General features: G+C 30.0%; 21 protein-coding genes and 1 riboswitch. Of the genes, 18 read left to right on the top strand and 3 right to left on the bottom strand.

What is annotated here, in order from left to right; translation table 11 throughout:
- Positions 1-112 precede the first annotated feature (112 nt).
- The 18 genes from JOC70_RS13995 (at position 113) to JOC70_RS13910 (ending at position 16,937) form a co-directional block, all read left to right on the top strand.
- Complete coding sequence (locus JOC70_RS13995) at positions 113-1,360, top strand: MFS transporter (protein WP_204599510.1); 1,248 nt, start codon at positions 113-115, stop codon at positions 1,358-1,360.
- A 76-nt stretch (positions 1,361-1,436) separates the two neighbouring features.
- Positions 1,437-1,982, top strand: coding sequence for a flavodoxin domain-containing protein (locus JOC70_RS13990; RefSeq protein ID WP_204599509.1), 546 nt, complete (start codon positions 1,437-1,439; stop codon positions 1,980-1,982).
- 148 nt (positions 1,983-2,130) lie between these two features.
- A complete protein-coding gene (locus tag JOC70_RS13985) occupies positions 2,131-2,325 on the top strand; it encodes a YwbE family protein (RefSeq protein WP_186430700.1) in 195 nt (64 codons plus the stop codon).
- A gap of 14 nt (positions 2,326-2,339) precedes the next feature.
- Complete coding sequence (locus tag JOC70_RS13980) at positions 2,340-2,579, top strand: PC4/YdbC family ssDNA-binding protein (protein ID WP_204599508.1); 240 nt, start codon at positions 2,340-2,342, stop codon at positions 2,577-2,579.
- 166 nt (positions 2,580-2,745) lie between these two features.
- On the top strand, positions 2,746-4,143 hold the full coding sequence (locus JOC70_RS13975) for an MATE family efflux transporter (RefSeq protein WP_423880681.1): 1,398 nt from the start codon (positions 2,746-2,748) through the stop codon (positions 4,141-4,143).
- A gap of 61 nt (positions 4,144-4,204) precedes the next feature.
- Positions 4,205-4,969 (top strand): type I 3-dehydroquinate dehydratase, encoded by a 765-nt coding sequence (gene aroD, locus JOC70_RS13970; protein ID WP_204599506.1) that lies wholly within the window; start codon positions 4,205-4,207, stop codon positions 4,967-4,969.
- 309 nt (positions 4,970-5,278) lie between these two features.
- Positions 5,279-5,608, top strand: coding sequence for a metalloregulator ArsR/SmtB family transcription factor (locus JOC70_RS13965; RefSeq protein ID WP_204599505.1), 330 nt, complete (start codon positions 5,279-5,281; stop codon positions 5,606-5,608).
- A 13-nt stretch (positions 5,609-5,621) separates the two neighbouring features.
- On the top strand, positions 5,622-5,996 hold the full coding sequence (gene arsD, locus JOC70_RS13960; RefSeq protein ID WP_204599504.1) for an arsenite efflux transporter metallochaperone ArsD: 375 nt from the start codon (positions 5,622-5,624) through the stop codon (positions 5,994-5,996).
- Between the two features lie 20 nt (positions 5,997-6,016).
- Complete coding sequence (arsA, locus tag JOC70_RS13955) at positions 6,017-7,759, top strand: arsenical pump-driving ATPase (RefSeq protein WP_204599503.1); 1,743 nt, start codon at positions 6,017-6,019, stop codon at positions 7,757-7,759.
- A gap of 135 nt (positions 7,760-7,894) precedes the next feature.
- Positions 7,895-8,869 (top strand): DUF2087 domain-containing protein, encoded by a 975-nt coding sequence (locus tag JOC70_RS19540; RefSeq protein ID WP_204599502.1) that lies wholly within the window; start codon positions 7,895-7,897, stop codon positions 8,867-8,869.
- 19 nt (positions 8,870-8,888) lie between these two features.
- A complete protein-coding gene (locus tag JOC70_RS13945) occupies positions 8,889-9,548 on the top strand; it encodes a flavodoxin family protein (protein WP_204599501.1) in 660 nt (219 codons plus the stop codon).
- A 58-nt stretch (positions 9,549-9,606) separates the two neighbouring features.
- On the top strand, positions 9,607-10,359 hold the full coding sequence (locus tag JOC70_RS13940; protein WP_204599500.1) for a MerR family transcriptional regulator: 753 nt from the start codon (positions 9,607-9,609) through the stop codon (positions 10,357-10,359).
- A 105-nt stretch (positions 10,360-10,464) separates the two neighbouring features.
- A complete protein-coding gene (locus JOC70_RS19620; RefSeq protein ID WP_204599499.1) occupies positions 10,465-10,638 on the top strand; it encodes a DUF4003 family protein in 174 nt (57 codons plus the stop codon).
- A 494-nt stretch (positions 10,639-11,132) separates the two neighbouring features.
- Positions 11,133-11,585, top strand: a complete 453-nt coding sequence (locus JOC70_RS13930; RefSeq protein WP_204599498.1) for a potassium channel family protein — start codon at positions 11,133-11,135, stop codon at positions 11,583-11,585.
- Between the two features lie 461 nt (positions 11,586-12,046).
- Complete coding sequence (locus tag JOC70_RS13925) at positions 12,047-12,688, top strand: hypothetical protein (RefSeq protein WP_204599497.1); 642 nt, start codon at positions 12,047-12,049, stop codon at positions 12,686-12,688.
- Positions 12,689-12,834: 146 nt separating this feature from the next.
- Positions 12,835-14,013 (top strand): VanW family protein, encoded by a 1,179-nt coding sequence (locus tag JOC70_RS13920; RefSeq protein WP_204599496.1) that lies wholly within the window; start codon positions 12,835-12,837, stop codon positions 14,011-14,013.
- 118 nt (positions 14,014-14,131) lie between these two features.
- A riboswitch (cyclic di-GMP riboswitch) is annotated at positions 14,132-14,223 on the top strand.
- Positions 14,224-14,347: 124 nt separating this feature from the next.
- Positions 14,348-15,349: a ketoacyl-ACP synthase III gene (locus JOC70_RS13915; protein ID WP_204599495.1), complete on the top strand. Its 1,002-nt coding sequence runs from the start codon at positions 14,348-14,350 to the stop codon at positions 15,347-15,349.
- Between the two features lie 55 nt (positions 15,350-15,404).
- Positions 15,405-16,937, top strand: coding sequence for a methyl-accepting chemotaxis protein (locus JOC70_RS13910; protein ID WP_204599494.1), 1,533 nt, complete (start codon positions 15,405-15,407; stop codon positions 16,935-16,937).
- A gap of 84 nt (positions 16,938-17,021) precedes the next feature.
- Here JOC70_RS13910 and JOC70_RS13905 read toward each other — a convergent pair whose 3' ends face one another.
- From JOC70_RS13905 to purF, 3 genes are all read right to left on the bottom strand, one after another.
- Complete coding sequence (locus tag JOC70_RS13905) at positions 17,022-17,471, bottom strand: GyrI-like domain-containing protein (RefSeq protein WP_204599493.1); 450 nt, start codon at positions 17,469-17,471, stop codon at positions 17,022-17,024.
- 76 nt (positions 17,472-17,547) lie between these two features.
- Positions 17,548-18,516: a helix-turn-helix transcriptional regulator gene (locus JOC70_RS13900; protein WP_204599492.1), complete on the bottom strand. Its 969-nt coding sequence runs from the start codon at positions 18,514-18,516 to the stop codon at positions 17,548-17,550.
- Positions 18,517-18,538: 22 nt separating this feature from the next.
- Entirely contained in the window at positions 18,539-19,891 is a 1,353-nt protein-coding gene (gene purF / locus JOC70_RS13895; RefSeq protein WP_204599491.1) for an amidophosphoribosyltransferase, read from the bottom strand.
- Positions 19,892-19,894: the final 3 nt, after the last annotated feature.

Here is a 19,894-nt window from a genome sequence, read left to right as displayed (position 1 = left end):
AATAACTCTATTTTATTTCATGTGTTATATAATATACATATTGATTAATAACTATTATAATATATTTGACATGCCTATTGTTATAACAAGTTAGTGAATTGGAGGAAAAGTTTTGAAGGTTAATACAAGTAAGTCTTACAGCAAAAATTATTATATACTATTATCAGTGATATTTATTGGATATTTAGTATTTGGATTTTCGGAAAATATAAAGGGACCAGCCATACCGCGTATACAGACGGATTTTTCACTTAATGAAATGCAAATAGGAATACTTTTGGCACTTAATTCATTAGGTTATCTTCTTGCATGTAGTTTTACTGGAGTACTAACAAAGAAGTTTGGAATAAGGTTTTCTAATTTGATTGCTTTTGGAACAATGGCTCTTTCGGGAGTTTTTATATTTTTATCAGTAAATTATCCCACTCTTTCAGCATCTTATTTCTTAATGTATATAGGTAATGGAATATTGGAAATAGCTCTTGGAATATTAGCAGCGAAGGTTTTTACTAAAAATACGGGTATGATGATGAATTTGGCACATTTTTTCTATGGATTAAGTTCAACTATAGCACCCATGGTTGCTACTGGAATTATGAAAGTATATGCCTTAGATAGAAGCTTTAGTTGGCATGAAGTGTATTTAATAATGCTTTCTTTATCAGTAATACCACTAATAATGGCTTTATTTACAAAGTTTCCAGAGGATGATATTGAAGAAGAGGAAAATATATCGTTTAAAGAATATACAAAGGATCCTGCTGCATGGATGTTAGTAGTTATTTTATCATTTGGAGTAATTTCAGAACTTGCAGTTGGTGGGTGGCTAGTTAATTTTCTTGAAAAAGTTTATAAATGGAATATAAATGCTTCCTCGGGATTACTTTCGGCATTCTTTTTTGCATTTACTCTTTCAAGACTGTTACTTGGACCATTTACAGATAAGATTGGACTTACAAAATCACTTGTAATTTTTTCGGGAGCCTCAGGGATTATTACTCTTATGGGAGTAATTGTTGGACAATCTGCTGCGTTTTTATTTGCTCTTGCGGGGGTAGGTATAGCACCAATTTATCCTACGGTAATGGCTCTTTTATCTAAGCGATATTCTAATAATAGCAGCACAGCTGTTAGCTTTACAGTAACACTTATGGGGATAGGAAGTGTTATAGGAAATTTTTTAGTAGGTGGTATTATAGATTTATTTAAAAATATCTTTACAAAAATATATGGTGTGGAAAATGGACTTATAATAGGTATGAAGGCTGGATATGCCTTTGTAGGAGTTTGTGCACTGCTATGTTCTATTAGTTCAATGATACTTTATAATTTGTTAAAAAAACAAAATCAAATTATTTGAAGTATGCTTAAGATATTGGAGATATTAAGTAATTTAATATATAATATATTATATATTGAAGGTGGGGGAATAAATTATGTCAGAACAAACTAAAAAAATCCTTGTAATTTATAAATCCAAGTATGGAAGCACAAAACGTTATGCAGAGTGGATAGCCAGCGTGGTAAATGCAGATTTACTTGAAAGCTCTAAAGTAAAAGCTGATGACTTAAACAAATATGACACCATAGTTTTTGGCGGTTCTTTACATGCAGTTGGAATTAGTGGAGTTAAGATAATTACTGATAACATCAAAAAACTTATGGAAAAGAAAATCATAGTATTTGCAGTAGGATGTACACCTGAAAGGGCAGATGATATTAATAAGGTTTTTAATGCGAACTTTAAAGAGGAGATAAGGGAAAAAATAAATTTCTTCTATTTAAGAGGTGCTTTCAATTATGAAAAATTGGATTTTGTTGATAAAATGATGATGAATGCACTTAAAATGAAGTTAAAAAGAATGAAGGAAGACGAAATTACTGGGGATGTTAAAGGATTATTAGAATGTTATGATAAGCCAGTTGATTGGACAGATAAAAAGTCTATTGAACCTATTGTTCAATGTATAAATAAGATATAGAATGCAAAATGTTAAGTCCTTGAGTTTTCAAGGGCTTTTATTATTTGAGGGAAATTACACCTTAGAGATACAATTATATGATAACTATGTTATAATAAATAGCGGTATAAATAAGAAAAGACTACAAAGAATATGAGGGAATAAAATTATGGATGGAACTAATAGAGCAAATATAAAAATAGGATTAAAGGTTTTGGTTGTGCAAAAGCAAGATCAACGCACAGGCAAACTAACTGAAGGAATAGTTAAAAAAATACTTACTAATTCACCAAACCATCATCATGGAATTAAAGTTATGCTTGAAGATGGTATAGTTGGAAGAGTTCAGCAAATAATAACTTAAGAGGAGTGTTAATAGTGGCAGATTTTAAATTTGATATTAAACAAAATTTAGGGGTCATATCAGAAAGTACAAAAGGTTGGAAAAGAGAAGTCAATGTGATGACTTGGAATAAGAAAAAGCCAAAAGTGGATATTCGTGAGTGGGATGAAAATCACGAAAAAATGGGAAAGGGAATCACATTAAATAAAGAAGAACTAAAAGAACTTAAGGAAATTTTAAATGGAATTGACCTTGATGAATTAGATATAGAATAGATGATTAATAATAACTGCTAAAAATTTTGTAGCAGTTATTATTTTGTATATGAGACAAATACTTAATAAAAAAATGTAAATTTTTTCAGTGGTTTAATAAAATTGCTTTATTTGATGTATAATGTATATAGAATTTGATATCAATATAAGTAAGAAGGGAAAAACATTGAAATTAATAAGGAAAGATGTTGCATATTTAGCAATACCTATCTTAACTGAGCAAGTATTTGTAATGTCTCTTGGCATGGTAAATACTATTATGGCTGGCCATATTGGAAAAGAAGCGGTTTCGGCAATTGGTATGGTAGACTCAATTAACAACATATTTATTGCTTTCTTCTCTGCATTAGCCGTAGGAGGAACTGTTGTCGTGGCTCAGTATATAGGACAACAAAATAATAAACTTGCAAATGAGTCTATGAAACAAGCGTTATACTCTGGATTAATAATATCTTTTATTGTAACAATTTCTATATGGATATTTCGTAAACCTATCATAAGCACACTTTTTGGTAAAGCAGAGGGAAAAGTTATAAATAATGCTTATATATATTTAGGAATAACTCTTCTGACTTATCCCATGGTAACACTAAATCTAATTGCAAATGGAGTCCTCAGAGGATCAGGCGATACTAAAACACCTATGAAAATCACAATGTTCATGAATATTATAAATGTAATTTTAAGTTATCCATTAATTTACGGGTTATATATAAAAAATGACCATTTTAATATAAATATTCCTAGCATGGGTATAAAGGGAGCGGCACTTGGAATTGCTATTGCAAGAGTAACTGGTGCAATTATTCTACTAATTGTTTTATTTAGAGGAACAAGAATTATAAAGCTTACTAAAGTATTTAAGTTCAAGTTTAATAAGGAATTACTAAAACCTATATTTGGAGTAGGAGTTCCAGCTAGTGTGGAGTCACTGCTCTTTAATGGAGGAAAGCTTATTACACAAATTTTTATTGTAAGTATGGGTACAGTATCCATAGCTTCTAATGCTATTGGAAACTCTATTGCTAATATGCTTAATATACCAGGGAATTCTCTAAGTATTGCTGCAATTGCCATTGTTGGTCAGTATATGGGGAGGGGAGATAGTAACGAGGCTGAGAAATGCTTATCGTATCTTACCAAAGCATCAACTGTATGCTTAGTTATATTAGGTGCTTTATCAGCTCCTTTCTCAAGGATATTAGCTTCACTTTATACAAGTAATAAAGATATAATTTTATTAACATCAAATCTTTTAAAGGTAAATGCGTTATTTATACCTTTATGGTCTGTTTCATTTGTTTTGCCTGCTGGACTTAAAGCAGCAGGAGATGCAAAGTATACAATGGTTACATCTATAATAGGAATGTGGGTATTTAGAATTACTATGGGGTATGTTTTAGGAATTCCTCTTAAAATGGGACTTATAGGAGTTTGGCTCGGAATGTATATAGATTGGTTTGTTAGAGGAATTTTGTATTATTTAAGATTTAGGAATGGAAAATGGAAGGGGTTTGTTTTAATAAAATCAGATGATTCATGTAAATTGGAGAGGGGAATATAATTTTATAATAAGATAGAATGAATTCGGAGGCTGAATAAGCCTCTACTTTAAGGAGGTCAATATGAATACAGTAAAGATAAAAAATGTAGTAATAGGTGACGGTATTCCTAAAATTTGTATATCCATAGCAGGAAAAACTAAAGAAGAAATAATTGAACAAGCTTTAAGCTTTGCTAATATACACGTAGATGTTGCAGAATGGAGAGTAGATTGGTTTAATGATGTTTTTGAGATAGAAAAGGTCAAAGATGTTTTGAAGGATTTAGTAACTGCTTTAAACAATATTCCGTTAATATTTACTTTTCGTACTTCTAAAGAGGGTGGAGAAAAGGCAATTGATTTTAAAACATATGATAAGTTAAATAAAGCAGTAGCAGCAACAGGACTAGTCGATATGGTAGATGTTGAAGCATTTACAGGAGATGAGATTGTAAAAGATATTATTAAAAGTGCACATAGCTCAGGAGTAAAAGTTATTGCTTCAAATCATGATTTTGGAAAAACACCATCTAAAGATGATATAATTTACCGCTTAAGAAAAATGCAAGACCTAGGCGCAGATATTCCTAAAATTGCAGTAATGCCAAAATCAAAACTAGATGTTCTAGAATTATTAGAAGCTACAGTAATTATGTCGGAAAAATATGCAGATAGACCTATAATTACAATGTCTATGTCAGGAATGGGTGTCATAAGCCGTTTATCAGGAGAAGTATTTGGTTCTGCATTGACATTTGGTGCAGCTAAAAAGGCATCAGCTCCTGGACAAATAGGTGTAGAAGATTTATACGATGGATTGCAGTTAATACATAAATACTCGAAATAACTAATTAGTACAAAACATAAGGGTGTATTGCGTAGGGATCCTAAGGATAAAAACTCCTGTGGTTGAATAAAAACTCTAGATTCTTAAAATGGTGCATCTACGCGGCAAGAGGTGATTGGTTAGAACCAATCGCCTTTTTATGTTTAAATAATGTGAAAACAAATAAAGGTTAGTTGCATATATTAAGTATACATAGAGAATAATAGATATAATGGTTAATGTTATGTTAAATTGTATAAGAAATATTGACTATACATAGATAGTGTTCTATATTATATATAGATATATATCTATATAAGGAGTGGTTAGGTGAATTTAAATTATGATGATAATGCAAAAATATTCAAGGCACTTTCAGACTCTAGCAGACTTAGAATAATTGATATATTATCCTGTGGAGAAAAATGTGCTTGTGATATATTAGAGAATTTTAATTTTACTCAACCTACGCTTTCTCACCATATGAAGGTTTTAATTGATTGTGGCATTGTTCAGTGTAGAAAAGAAGGATTATGGAGTTATTATTCTTTAAATAGTTGTAACTGTAGTAAGTTAATGTTATTTCTTATGAATCTTGTAACAGATACAGAGGATTGTATTTGCAAAGATAAATCAAAATGTCAATGTAAAGAAAGTTAAGGAGATGTATATTATGAAAAAGATGATTATTTTTGATCCTGCTATGTGCTGTTCTACTGGAGTTTGTGGACCTGTTATTGATCCGCAGCTGCTTAGAGTATCGACTGTATTGAATAATTTAAAGAGCAATGGAGTTATTGTTGAAAGATATAATTTAACAAATAACCCACAAGCCTTTGTAGATAATAAGCTTATCAATGATTTGCTAAATAGTGAAGGAGTAGATGTACTACCAGTAACACTTGTTGATGGAGAAGTGGTTAAAACTAAATCATATCCAACTAACGAAGAGTTTTGTAAAATGCTAGATATTCCAGAGAATTACCTTAAAGTTTCAATAAAAAAGATGAAACCTAAAAGTTGTAATTGCGAAGATGGATGCTGCTAATAAAGAAGGAGCGTGGAGAAATGCTGGAAAGTTTCAATCCTAATAATATAAAATTGACTAAGTATTTGTTCTTTACTGGAAAAGGTGGAGTTGGAAAGACATCAACAGCTTGTGCAACTGCTATTATGCTAGCAGATCAAGGGAAAAGAATAATGCTTGTAAGTACGGATCCAGCTTCAAATTTACAGGATGTTTTCGACACAGAATTAAACAATAAAGGTGTTCAGATAAAAGAAGTTCCAAACCTTATAGTGGCAAACTTTGAGCCTGAGGTAGCTGCAAGGGAATATAAAGAAAGCGTGGTAGGTCCATATAGAGGGAAACTTCCTGATGTAGTAATTAAAAATATGGAAGAACAGCTCTCAGGCTCATGTACTGTTGAAATAGCTGCGTTTAATGAATTCTCGAATTTTATTACAGATGAAAAAGTTAAGGATAAATTTGACCATATTATATTTGATACAGCACCTACAGGTCATACACTTAGAATGCTACAGTTACCATCAGCATGGAGTAACTTTATTAGTGAAAGCACCCATGGTGCATCCTGTTTAGGTCAGTTAGCAGGACTTGAAAGCAAAAAAGAGATTTATAAGAGTGCAGTGAAAACATTAGCAGATGAAAGCGCAACAACACTCATACTTGTTTCAAGACCAGAAATTGCCCCATTAAAAGAAGCTGAAAGAGCATCAAAAGAATTGCAAGATATAGGGGTTAACAATCAAATTCTCGTTATAAATGGTATCCTTAAAAATCCTGATGATAATTTATCAAAAGATATTTTTAACAAGCAGCAAAAGGCGCTTAGGGATATACCAGAGCATCTAAAAAAATTGGTTGCATTTAAAATTCCATTAAGACCATACAATGTAACAGGACTTGAAAATATAAGAGCCTTTTTGAAAGAAGATAATATTAAGTACATTAATGAAAAACTACAAGTTAATGAAATCCCAAAGTTAAATTCTATTGTAGAGGATTTATATAATTCTAATAAGAAGGTTATTTTTACAATGGGTAAAGGCGGGGTAGGCAAAACTACCATTGCTGCAACAATTGCATTAGGTTTAGCTAAGAAAGGCAAGAAAGTTCATTTAACTACTACAGATCCAGCAGCACATTTGAAGTTTGTTTTACATGAAAGCTATGGTATTACAATTAGTAGCATAGATGAAAAAAAAGAATTAGAAAAATATAGAGAAGAAGTTTTAAGCAAAGCTAGAGAAACAATGAGTGAAGAAGATATTGAATATGTAGAAGAAGACTTAAGAAGTCCTTGTACTCAAGAAATTGCTGTATTTAGAGCATTTGCTCAAATTGTTGAGAAATCGGAAAATGAAGTAGTTGTTATAGATACAGCACCAACAGGACACACATTGTTACTGTTAGATTCAACAGAAAGCTATAATAGAGAAATACAGCGTTCACAAGGAGATGTGCCAGAATCAGTTAGGAAGCTTTTACCTAAACTTAGAAATTCAGATGAAACAGAAGTAATAATTGTAACCTTAGCTGAAGCGACACCTGTTTATGAAGCTATGAGGCTTGAGGAAGATTTAAAACGTGCAGGTATAAAAAGTAAATGGTGGGTAATAAATTCAAGTTTATATGCTGCAAATACTACAAATAATATTCTTAAGGCTAAGGCTAGCAATGAGATTGTTTGGATTAATAAAGTTAATGAAATCTCAAAGGGCAACTTTGCAGTAATAGAATGGAAAGCGGAAGAAATTAAAGATGAAAAACTTTTAGAACTTTTATAGTATAGTGCCACCCACATGGCAAGTGGCAAGTTGAAAAAAGCGATTGGTTAAAACCAGTCGCTTTTTTAGTATAATTGACAATAATAAATAATAATGTTAATATGTCTATGAAAATAATAGACGGGAGAGAAAAAAGTGAATGAATTAATTCGTAATGCAACTATAGATGATTTTAAAAGAGGATATGTTTGGAACAGCAAGAAAGCAGAATTTATTTGCTTAATATGTGGGGTAAACATAGGTAACGATGATAATGATGTAAATTCTCACATTGTAGAACATGGTAATCCTATTGAAAGATTACTTTTGTTAGATAAAAAGTATACTGGACTTACTGAAATTCAAAAAGGATTCTTGGAGATGGTATCAAATAAATATAGTGATAAAGAAATTGCTGTAAAACTTGCTTGCGCAGAATCAACAGTAAGAAACATGAGATTTGCTTTAAGAGAGAGAGCAAGACAAGCAAGAGCTTTTTTAGCCATTATGGAGTTAACTGATGAAGAAATGCCAACAGTGACACAGCCTAAGCTTCGAAACTTTCCTGCCAGGGAAGAAAAAAGAAAAGCTTTATTACCAAGGTTTACTGATTTATTTGAGCCAAATAAAGAGTATACGGAAATGGAAGTAAAAAAGATTATTAAACCTATTTATGAAGACGATGCAATTATACGCCGTTATTTAGTGGATTATGGTTATCTAAAGAGAACTAAGGATGGAAGTAAATATTATAAGAATTGTGAGGGAAATGTAATGGATAAGATGGAGAAAAAAGAACTTATTAATGAGTATAAACAGCAAGAGATAGAAATGGGGATAATTGAAATACACAATAAAACTACAGGATATTCTTATGTAGATATATGTAAGAACTTATATAAGCCCTTTGAAGGAATTAAATTTCAGTTAAATATGGGAAGATTTAAGGTGAAAAACTTACAAGAGGACTGGAAAATTTATGGAGAAGACAGTTTTACATTTGAAATTGTGGAAAAACTTAAGGTACAGGAAGGTGCTACAGAAAAGGAAAAATTGGATGATTTGAAAGAACTTTTACAGATGTGGGTTGAAAGTCAGGGAGAAAATTTTAAGTTATATAAAAAAATATAGTAAAATGGAGAGTGTGACAATGAAGATCGTGGTAATCAATGGTAGTCCTAAAGGTAAAGCTGGTAATACTAATGTAATGGTAAGTGCATTTTTAATGGGAGCAAAAGAAGCAGGAGCAGAGACTGCAAGTATATTTTTAGCTGAAAAAGAAATACAGCACTGTAGAGGTTGTCACATGTGTTGGGAGAGAGGTCCTGGGCAATGTGTAATTAGTGATGATATGTTAAGTGTACTTTCACTTCTTGGATGGGCAGATATTATTTTATTTGCTACACTGGTATATTTTGAGAATGTTTCTGGTATGCTAAAAGTTTTTATGGATAGAATGACAATGATAGGAAGTCCTCATTCTAAAAAAGATATGAAAGAAGAAAATCAAAACTTAAAGCCTACAAAAGCACAGGGGCCTAAACTAATGATGATGTCTAGCTGTGGCCATTCTGATAAATCTGAGTTTCAAGTGATTTCACTTTGGATTAATCGAGTTGCTCAAAAGATGCACATGGATTTGATAGGAGAAATTTATTCTACACGAGGGAAACTTCTTAATAATCGACCAGAAGAATTGCAATCTTCAATAGATGATTATCTAAAATTTTTAGAAAAGGCAGGGAAAGAGATTGCCGCTGAAATGAAACTGTCAGCAGTTACTCGAGAATTATTAAAAAAATCTTTTTAATAAATCCTTGACTCTTACCTTAGGTAAGAGCTTAAGATTATATACGAGGTGAGAAATCATGGAATACACGGTTAAAGAAATTGCAGAGTTAACAGGAGTAACAGTGAAAACACTCCATCACTATCACAAAATAGGATTATTAGTACCATGCAAGATGACAGAAGCCGGCTATCGTCTTTATGGAGTGGAAGAGCTGCAAAGATTACAACAAATATTGTTTTATCGTGAACTTGATTTTTCTCTTAAAGATATAAAAAAGGCTCTTGAAGATGAACCAAGTCGAATTGAGTGTTTGATTGATCAACAAAAACTGCTTATTGCGCGCAAGCAGAGAATGGATTGTGTATTAAACACCATTGAAGAATCGATTCGTCTTACTAAGAAAGGAGAAAATATGGATAAATCAGCAATGTTTCAAGGTCTCAACAAAGAGGAATGGGGGAAGGTGCTTACAGAACAAAATGAGTATCTTAAAGATAAATATGAGTATGATATGTTAAAATCTGAAGATATTCAAGTGGAACAGTTAAATGAGCAAGCTTTAGAAGCACAGGAATTTATCAATTATGTTGCTAATGCACTAAAGAGTGGAATCAAAGCAGACGATGAGGAACTGCAAAAGAAAATTAAACGGCATATAGCATTTTTAAATAATCATGGTGCGAGTATGGATGCAAAATCATTTATGAATGTTTCAAAGTTCTTTTTACAGGATGATTTTCACAGGAATATGTTAGAAAATCAGAAGATAGGTCTTTCATATTATCTTTATACAGCATCAGAAATGTATTCAACACAAAATAACATTTAAATATATGGCTGTAAATGAACTTGTGTTCATTTATAGCTTTTTATTATATATATAGATTATACTAAAGAAAACTTAAGGTTTATATATACTTAATTGAAATTATATATGTATGAATGGGATTATAAAATTAGAAGGACAAGAGAATTCTTCGATAATATGAAGAAAAATCACTTTCTATTAACATCAGCAGATGATTATGTTTTTGTTGCGGTTTTAGCGGTAACGCATTTAGAAGCGAAAGAAACATCAAAAAGACTGAAGAGTGCTAGAAGTATTTAAATAATGAAGTTTTTTATAAAGGGAATAATCTGAAGACTTTATCTCATGTTTTAGATATAGGAAGAGTTTTTAGTAATAGGTAAAGCATTAAAACTATATATTATATAAAATAGTAGTTTTAGGGAGGTAACATCATTAATATCATTGCTTATAATTTGGTAATTCTGGCTATTTCCTTATTATGTTTTTGTATAGTATATCTAATTGATGTGAATGTTATAAGTGGCATATTTATTAACTTATTATGCTCTATATTAATACTTTTATGCAGAAGCTATTTCTTATTTTATATAAGCTTGTTAGTTATAATGATAATATCATATCGATACTATAGTAAAAAAAAGAAGAAAATAGATCATAATGAATTGTGCTGTACTTTTACACTTAATTTAATTAATATAGCCATTTCTTCTTATACATTATTTAAAATTGTATATTACTATCCCATAAAAGTTTTTATACAAGAATATATATCGATTGTTGAGATTATTTTAATGGAATTTATACCTACTGCATACATGATAATGATATACATGATTGTAATAATACTAATATTATCAGCTAATAATCATTTGTCAGTACACGGTAAAAATAATATGCAATTTACAATAATAAAAACATCAGCAATGGTTATTTCTGTTGTAATACTTATAATTGCAGCCAATGCTATTGTATACTTTATTATACACAATTTTCCGTTTAGTCAACTTAATTGTATATTTGATGGAAATTTTCTTAAGGATCCTATTAATCACTACTATAGAGTATCTAAGCCATTTTCAGATTGTATATGGTTTAGTGCAACTACTTTTTTTACTGTAGGATATGGTGACATGCATCCTGTAGGTAATATAATGTATTTTATTTCGATAATGGAAATGATAAGCGCCTACATACTAGGAATAATAATTATACCTATTTTATTATTTAAGGTATCACGCAAGTAAAATTATAGGTGGTAAATTCTCTAAAGTTAAATGGGAGTTAATCTAAAAAAGCTTAAACTAGTAAATGAATGATGTTTAAGCTTTTTTAGTATGTATTAAAACGACATTCATAATAAGTTAGAACAAATATTATATGAAATATAATTAAATTAATAAAATAATTTAAAAATATTAAAAGTCGCTAAAATGACTTCGATATATATAATATGGATGTGATTATAGATGATAATAAAATTTTTTTTAATTGGAGTTATGTTTTCTTTAATTTCACTGATTTTTTGTAGGATTATATTCAAATTTTTTCAAAACAAATTGTCTAAAACACAATATGGATTTACAGATAAGTTTCAGTGTATTTTCTTTTGTTTAATCATGTTTGCATTAGGCATAATGATAGGTAAAATGATTGTCTGGAAACTTATATAGTTATAGTAAAGTTTTAATATTGAGGAGTGTATGCCATGTCAAAAGTAATGTCTATTTTAGAAAAGTATAATTTGGTAGAAAAAGTTAGTAAAGAGAAGTCGGAATATACTGATTCCGAGTTGAAAAACAATATTAAACTTGATGAAGCGATAAATAATGGTCATAACGTTGTGAATGTGGAAGCTAATGACTACAAAGAAGAAGTTAAAGTTGTTGAACCAGTTATTGAGGATAAATCTTCGACAGTTGATAATAATATATATAAAAAGAAAATGACTATAGATGATATATATTCCTTACATGGACTTGAAAACAGCAATATTAATACAGTTTTCATGCTGCAAAATTTAATCAATGCTTTGCCACAAAATCTGCCCAAAGATATAGTGAAGCAATCGGTTATAAATATTATTGATGCTTCCAGGATGGATTTAAACAAACTTCTCTCTGATGGAGATCAAAGATTGAATTTATTGGATGAGGTAATAGATTGCTATTACAAACAAACTAACAACAATATTGCTAAGTATAAAGAAGAAATAGCCAAGCTATCAAGTTTAATTAATGATTATCAAGAACAAATAAAAATTAATGAAAATATGCTAGAAGAGCAAATATACGAAATTAAGTACGAATCTCAAAAAATAGGAGAAATTATTAACTTTTTTTCAAAATAGATTTATAATATATTTTTAATTTTAGGGTAAATTATGAGGGAATGATGAAGGAAAAATATCGTGTTACTTTAGATTTTAAAATTTTAGTATTTCGGTTTATTTCAAGTTTTTTAGGTTTAATAATTGGTTTTATGTGGAGACTAGGTATGGAAAATGAGAGATGGAATCAGTTGATTTATAGTGATATAAAAATAGCTGATATTGATCTAGGTGGTAAAACTAAAGATGAAGCAAGAAATATAATTAATACTCAATACATAGATAATATATATAACAAGAAACTATATGTAACCATTGATGATAAAACTTACTCCATAAACAAGCTTCAGTTAATTAAGAGTTACAGTGTTGATAATGCCATTGATAAAGCATTTAACTTCGGAAAGGATTTAAATATAATTAAACAACATGAGCTTATAAAGATTGGTAGTAATAAGTCGTATGATTTAGATTTTACTTGTGATGATGAAGTAATTAGGGCATTTATAAGTAAAATTGAAAAAGAAATCAATAAAAATCCTATAAATGCAATAATAAAAATCAATACTGAAAGTAAAATACAAATACAAGATGATATAAAAGGTGCTAAAGTTGAAAAAGAAAAACTTTATGAGCATATTAAGAGTAGTATAGAATCAGGAACGAGCGGTGATATTTATATAAAGGCACCCGTTAAAGAGGTGGAAGCTGAAATTAAAAAGTCTAAACTTTCTGGTGTTAATACATGCATATCATCGTTTAGTACAAGCTTTAAATCATCATCTTTTACGAGGGCTAATAATATTAAAGTTTGTATTAATGCTATAAATGGTACAATTTTAATGCCAGGTGAGGCTTTTAGTTTTAATGATGTAGTAGGAGAGAGAACGAAAGAGAGAGGGTATATGGAGGCTCCAGTTATAATTGATAATAAAATTGAATCAGGGATAGGTGGAGGTATTTGTCAGGTGTCATCTACTCTATATAATGCCATTTTAAAAGCAGGAATACAAAATATAGATAGAATAAATCATTCATTACCGTCTTCTTATGTAGGACTTGGACTTGATGCTACAGTTGATTGGCAAAACATAGATTTTAAATTCGTAAACACACTTAACTATCCAATATATATAGAAGGGCATACTGAGAATGAAAATTTATATATTAATATTTTTTCGAATTCTGATTTAAGTAGGAGGATATATGTAATTGAAAATGATGTGAATAGGGATGATAATGCCTATAAAGTAAAAGTCATAAGAAAAACATATGAAAATGGAATGCTCATTAATTCCGAATTTATTTCTAATGATATTTATGTGCCAGTATCTTCTAGTCTCTAGTATAAATAAACTTGAAAAACTACCATTACAAAAATATACTAAAGAAGTAATAAATAATGCCGATTATATACTTATACATTAAAATCTATGTAAAATATGTTAATAGAATCCAAATAAATATTGAAAATAGCAAACTTATTGAAAAGTAGGGACGCAAAGCTATGGGTCTAATGGATGAATTATCAATCCTATGATTGCCAGGTTGCCAAAGTATTTTAATAAAACAGTGTCTTGTAAATAAAGTTTATAATAAAGTGCTAAAGGTGTCCTTGTAATTAAGGTTCCTTTAGCATTTTTTGTTTTTAAATATTAGCAAATCAGGGAGGCCGTAATTATGTTTAAAAATGTTTATATAAAAGGAATAGGAAGTTATCATCCTAAGAGGCTAGTTAAAAATGAATACTACATTAATCATTTTAAACGTTATGGGGCAGAAAAACATGTAGCTGGACTCATGAAAAAGCTTGGGAGAAGTTCAAGAACTTTAGCTGCCAAAAATGAAACAAGTATAAGCATGGGAATTGAGGCTGCTAAAAATGCTCTTTCAAATGCAGGACTAACGTCATCGGATATTGATGCTATAATAGCAGTTTCTGATACTCCAGAATATTTAACTCCATGCTGTGCATTAATATTAAAAAATAAGTTACAAGCAGAAAATGTTACTAATGTATTTGATGTAAATAATGACTGCGTAGGTATGCTTACTGGTATAGATATTGCATCAAAGTATTTAAAAACTGATAAAAAATACAAGAGAATCTTAGTTGTTGGATCAATGCTTATAAGTCCTTTTGCACGTGAAGATGATATGGTTGTTTATTCATGTCTCGCAGATGGTGCAGCTGCTGTTGTGCTAGAAGTAAAGGAAGAAAAAGAAGAAAGAGGACTGTTAGGATCTAGAGTATTTACAGATGATACATATAATGAAACAATTAGATTTCCTGCATGCGGGCTATCCAATATTCCAAGTACTATTAAAGCACATGATAAAAAAATGGAGTGGAATCCCTTTGATTTTGGATTTCTTTCAGACAAATGGACAGAATTAATAACTGAGTTATTAAAAGAAAATGAATATAGACCCAAAGACGTTTCTCATTATTTTATGTCCCAGTTTTCTAAATCTGATATAGAATTAACATTAAATAAGCTAGAAGCTTCTTTAAATAAAGCAACATTTGTTGGTGATAAATATGGATATACTGGTTGTACGAGCCCTATTATGGCTTTAGATGATAGAGTAAAGAAAGAAAAGTTTAATAAAGATGATATTTTAGTATTTTGCTCAGTGGCTGGTGGATATATAATGACTGCATTATTATACAAATGCTAGCTAAATTTATTAGGTATGCTATAGAAATATATTATTAAAAGGGGGATAAGAATTCATGGCTAGTAATGATGGTATTGTAGGCAATTATCAAAAGAGAACTCTAAGATTTGTTTTAGTTCTCTATTCTATAAGTGCTTTAGCAGCAAGTATAACTTTTGCATGTATGAAATTTTTTGGATTATATGATGAGGTGAAATGGAATTATATTGCGGCATTTACAATAATAGTACTGTTGGAGTTAATAATGTTTAGACTTATCTATAAATCAATAGTGAAAACTAGTGATAATTGGATGAATCAGTTGAATAAGTTCAAGCCGCTTATATTAGTAATATCATATATTAATTATTTGTATATTACACTTATGATTCCATCAAAGGAATTATGGGTAAGTGTTTTTTACTTTATAATAATAGGAGCATTATTTTTAGATAATAAAATGAACATATTGTCTATAATCATAGGTTTAATATGTCAATTTATAATATTTAAATTTAATCCTTCAATTTTGCCACATGAACAGGTAATTGTACGAGAGCTAATTATAAGAAGTGTGGTTATAATACTTATTTCCTCTGGAATTTTTATTTTTACTCTTTTTGCCTCTATGCTGCTTAAGGATGTAGAAGAGAATGAAGAGATGCTTAAAGAAAAAAATGATAAAATTTCAAATTTACTTAGCAAGATAGCTGAATTTTCAAATGGGCTATTAAAATCAAGCAACTTACTATCAACTATGATTGAAGAAGAAACTAACTCAATTCAAGAAATTGCTAATACTAGTCATGAGATAAGTATAGATTCAAAGGAAATGTTAGATAAGTCATATAAAAGTAAGGAAAGTTTACAAACATTACTAAATATAAATCAAAAAGTATCTTTAAAAGCAAAAGATACTAAAAATGTTTCTGTAAATTTAGTTAGTGTTTCCAACGATAATGAAGAGTCTTTAAAAAGTGTACTAGGTATCATGGATGGCATAATAAAGAGTATAAAAACAACTTATAAGGCTACAAAGGTTTTAGAAGAAAAATCAGGACAAATGGATGAAATATTATCGGTTATAGGTAGTATTTCAGAGCAAACAAATTTATTAGCATTAAATGCTAGTATTGAGGCTGCAAGAGCAGGTGAAGCAGGTAGGGGATTTGCTGTTGTTGCAGACGAAGTTAGAAGACTTGCAGATAGTAGCCAAAAGTCATTAAATGATATAAGTACAATTGTTAACGAATTCAAAGAAAAGACAAATCAGGTACAAGAATTAATGGAAGATAATAATGAAAAAATAGGTGTAGGAAATAAATTTTTAAATGAAACAGTCTCTAATGTAATTAGTATGATAGAAGATTTAAAGTTATCTGGAGAAAACATAGATGAAATTAATAAATTGACAAGTAACTTACTTAAAGAAACAGAAAACGTAGTAATCTTCAACTCTGATATAGTTGAAAAAACACAAAATACTATAAATATGTTTAGTACAGTAAGTGACTCAGTAAGTGAGAGTGCGGCTACAAGTGAAGAAATAGCTACTAGTGCTGAAGAATTAAAAAATATAGCAGTTGCAATGAATGAATTAATTAAATAACTAGTAATATTAAAAAAGGTTGTAAAACTATCTTTATGTAATAAATAGTTTTGCAACCTTTTAAGATGCATAAAAAAATAAAAATCACTTAATTGGCACATATATATCAAATTCACCATTGCACATAAATCTATTATCATATAATTCTAGTTGAGGTCTGTGATCTATCTGATACCCTGAAGTTGGAAGCCACTTGGTAAATATTTCATTGTAGAATTCACCTAAATCTTTTAGTGCTCCCCCATAGGTATATACAATATATTTGCCCTCTGGAACAATCTTTATCTCCATACCTGATGGAACATCTTCAAAACTGTCTACTTCTGCGCAAGCAGTATAGTGAAATCTCGCATCTGAATCTGGTTCGTCATCGCATATACCGTAGCACAGCATAGATTTACTTTTTTGCTTTATATCCTTGTAGCTTTTGTTAAATACGTCCCAAAGGTTTGGAATTTCTCCATTTTTATTATTTCCAAAGTAAGTTAGGCCTACTGCCTTGAAGCCGTTGATGATTACTATTTTATCTTCCATAATTAGTATCTCCCTTCTTTGATTTGATAGATTAATTATATCAAACAATCCTTGCCAACATTGTGGCAAGGATTTATTAGAATTTATACAAATTAAAAATTTTTTTTGTTTTTTCTATTATATATTCTCTAAGTTCAAGAGGCTCTAAAACTTCTATCATATCACTTAAGGGAAAAATTACATTGCAGGCAGTTTGAAAACTTATCATATCAATTTCATAAAACCATTTATCATCTGCTTGGACAAAAGAACTTACATAAAACCCATTAAGAAGTGCTTTTTTTTCTTCACTCAATTTGATCTTTACTAAATATGTATTATGATTTATCTTATGAGATTCTTGATTTAAAAATTGTTGCTTGCTAGTTTCCCAAAACTCTTCAAGACAAAAGTTTTTAGGCATATTAAAACTTTCATCAAGTACCTCAATATCATTAATTCTGTTAAGCTTAAAAATCCTGATTTGTTTTTTTGTTTCACAAAAGGCTGTTACATACCATTCAGAATTTTTTACTACAGCACCATAAGGGCGTATAATTCTTTCTGATATTTCACTATCATACCTTTTATAGTGTATTTTTAATTTTCTTAAATTTAGTATGGATTTTTTTATTATATCTACATACTTATTCTCAATTTTTTTTCCCCGCCATGGGTCTGAATCAATAAAAAATCTTTCCTTAGCTTTAATAATTTCCTCTCTATGTTCCTCCGAGACACTATTTTCAAGTTTAATAAGGGCGTTTTTCAGTTTTTGAGCCGTTTCTGTATTCTTTTCTGGTCTGATACCCATGCTCGACAACAAGAGGTTAACAGCATCTCCGCTTTCTAAAGCATTCGAATTGATTTTGTAGTCCTTTATAAAAGAGTAACCTCCATTAGGACCTGGAATTGACATGATTGGAATACCGGCTTCACACAATATATCAATATCTCTATATATGCTTCTCTCCGAGGTTTCAAGTATTTTAGCTAAATTGCCTGCTTTTATTGTTCCTCGTGAATCAAGCAACATAATAATTCCCAAAAGTCTGTGAAGTCTCATAAATCAACACTCCTAATATATATTACATAAAACACTTTAGACATGCACTTTTTTTATGATCTAAAGTGTTTAAAAAACCATCTATGCTTATATATCCTAAACTATTTACTCCGATAAATCCAGTTATTTCTTCTAAGTTCATATGAGAACCTATGAGTTCTTTTTTATTTGAAATATCAATTCCTAAACAGCATGGAGATTTTATTATGGGTGAAGCCAGTCTATAATGAATTTCCTTTGCACCTGCTTTTTTAAGAAGAGAGATGATTTTTTTACAGGTTGTACCTCTAACCATGGAATCATCTACAACTATAACTTTTTTACCTTGAATATTCTCCTTAATAACATTTAGTTTCAAAGACACAGCTTCTTTTCTTTTGGATTGGCAGGGTTTTATGAAACTTCGACCTATAAAATTATTCTTAACGAAGCCTAAGGTATAAGGTATGGATGAGGCTTTAGAATATCCTAAAGCAGCAGGAGTGCCAGAATCAGGCACTCCTATCACAATATCAGCAGATACAGGATATTCCTTAAATAAAGTCTCACCAGCTTTGAATCTGGAGTTATAAACACTAGTGCCATCAATCTTACTATCTGGTCTAGCAAAATATATATATTCAAGAGCACAGGTATTACATAGAGCATTCTTGATAGAGCTTAAAGTTTCTATTCCGATATTGTCAATTTTAAGTATTTCTCCAGGATCAACATCCCTTATAAATTCTCCACCAATCATATCCAAAACACAACTTTCTGAGCATACAATATAACCATCTTTGAACTTTCCTATACATAAAGGTCTGATGCCATCACGGTCACGCATAGCAAACAGCTTATCCTTTGTAAGCATAACTGCAGCATACCCACCTTCGAGATGGTTTGATATAATTTGTAAAGTTTTTTCTATAGAAGAATCATAGTATTTTTCAATAAGTTTTAAAATAACCTCAGAGTCAGTAGAGGTATTAAACTTTAATCCACAAGCTTCCAATTGCTTTTTTAACTTAACTGCATTTGTAATATTACCATTATGTGCTAAAGCTATTTCACCAAAAGAATGTTCATCTAATATAGGCTGAGCATTTATAGCAGTACTTTCACCAAAGGTAGAATATCGTACATGGCCTATGGCAGAAAAACCATTTATATTATTGAGATTATTTTTAGCAAATACTTCATTTACTAAGCCCATATCTTTATGACAAATGAGCTGATATCCATCTGAATATGTTAAACCGCAACTTTCTTCTCCTCTATGTTGTAGTGCATTAAGTGCAAAATAAAGTATAGAAGATAAATTAATTTCTTTATTAGAAAATACTCCTACTATTCCACATTCTTCTTTATATTTATCAACATCATTTATTTGCATTCT

The sequence above is a fragment of the Clostridium pascui genome (assembly GCF_016908015.1).
In the GTDB taxonomy this organism is placed as follows: domain Bacteria; phylum Bacillota; class Clostridia; order Clostridiales; family Clostridiaceae; genus Clostridium_AK; species Clostridium_AK pascui.
This window is presented reverse-complemented; position numbering and strand designations above follow the sequence as displayed.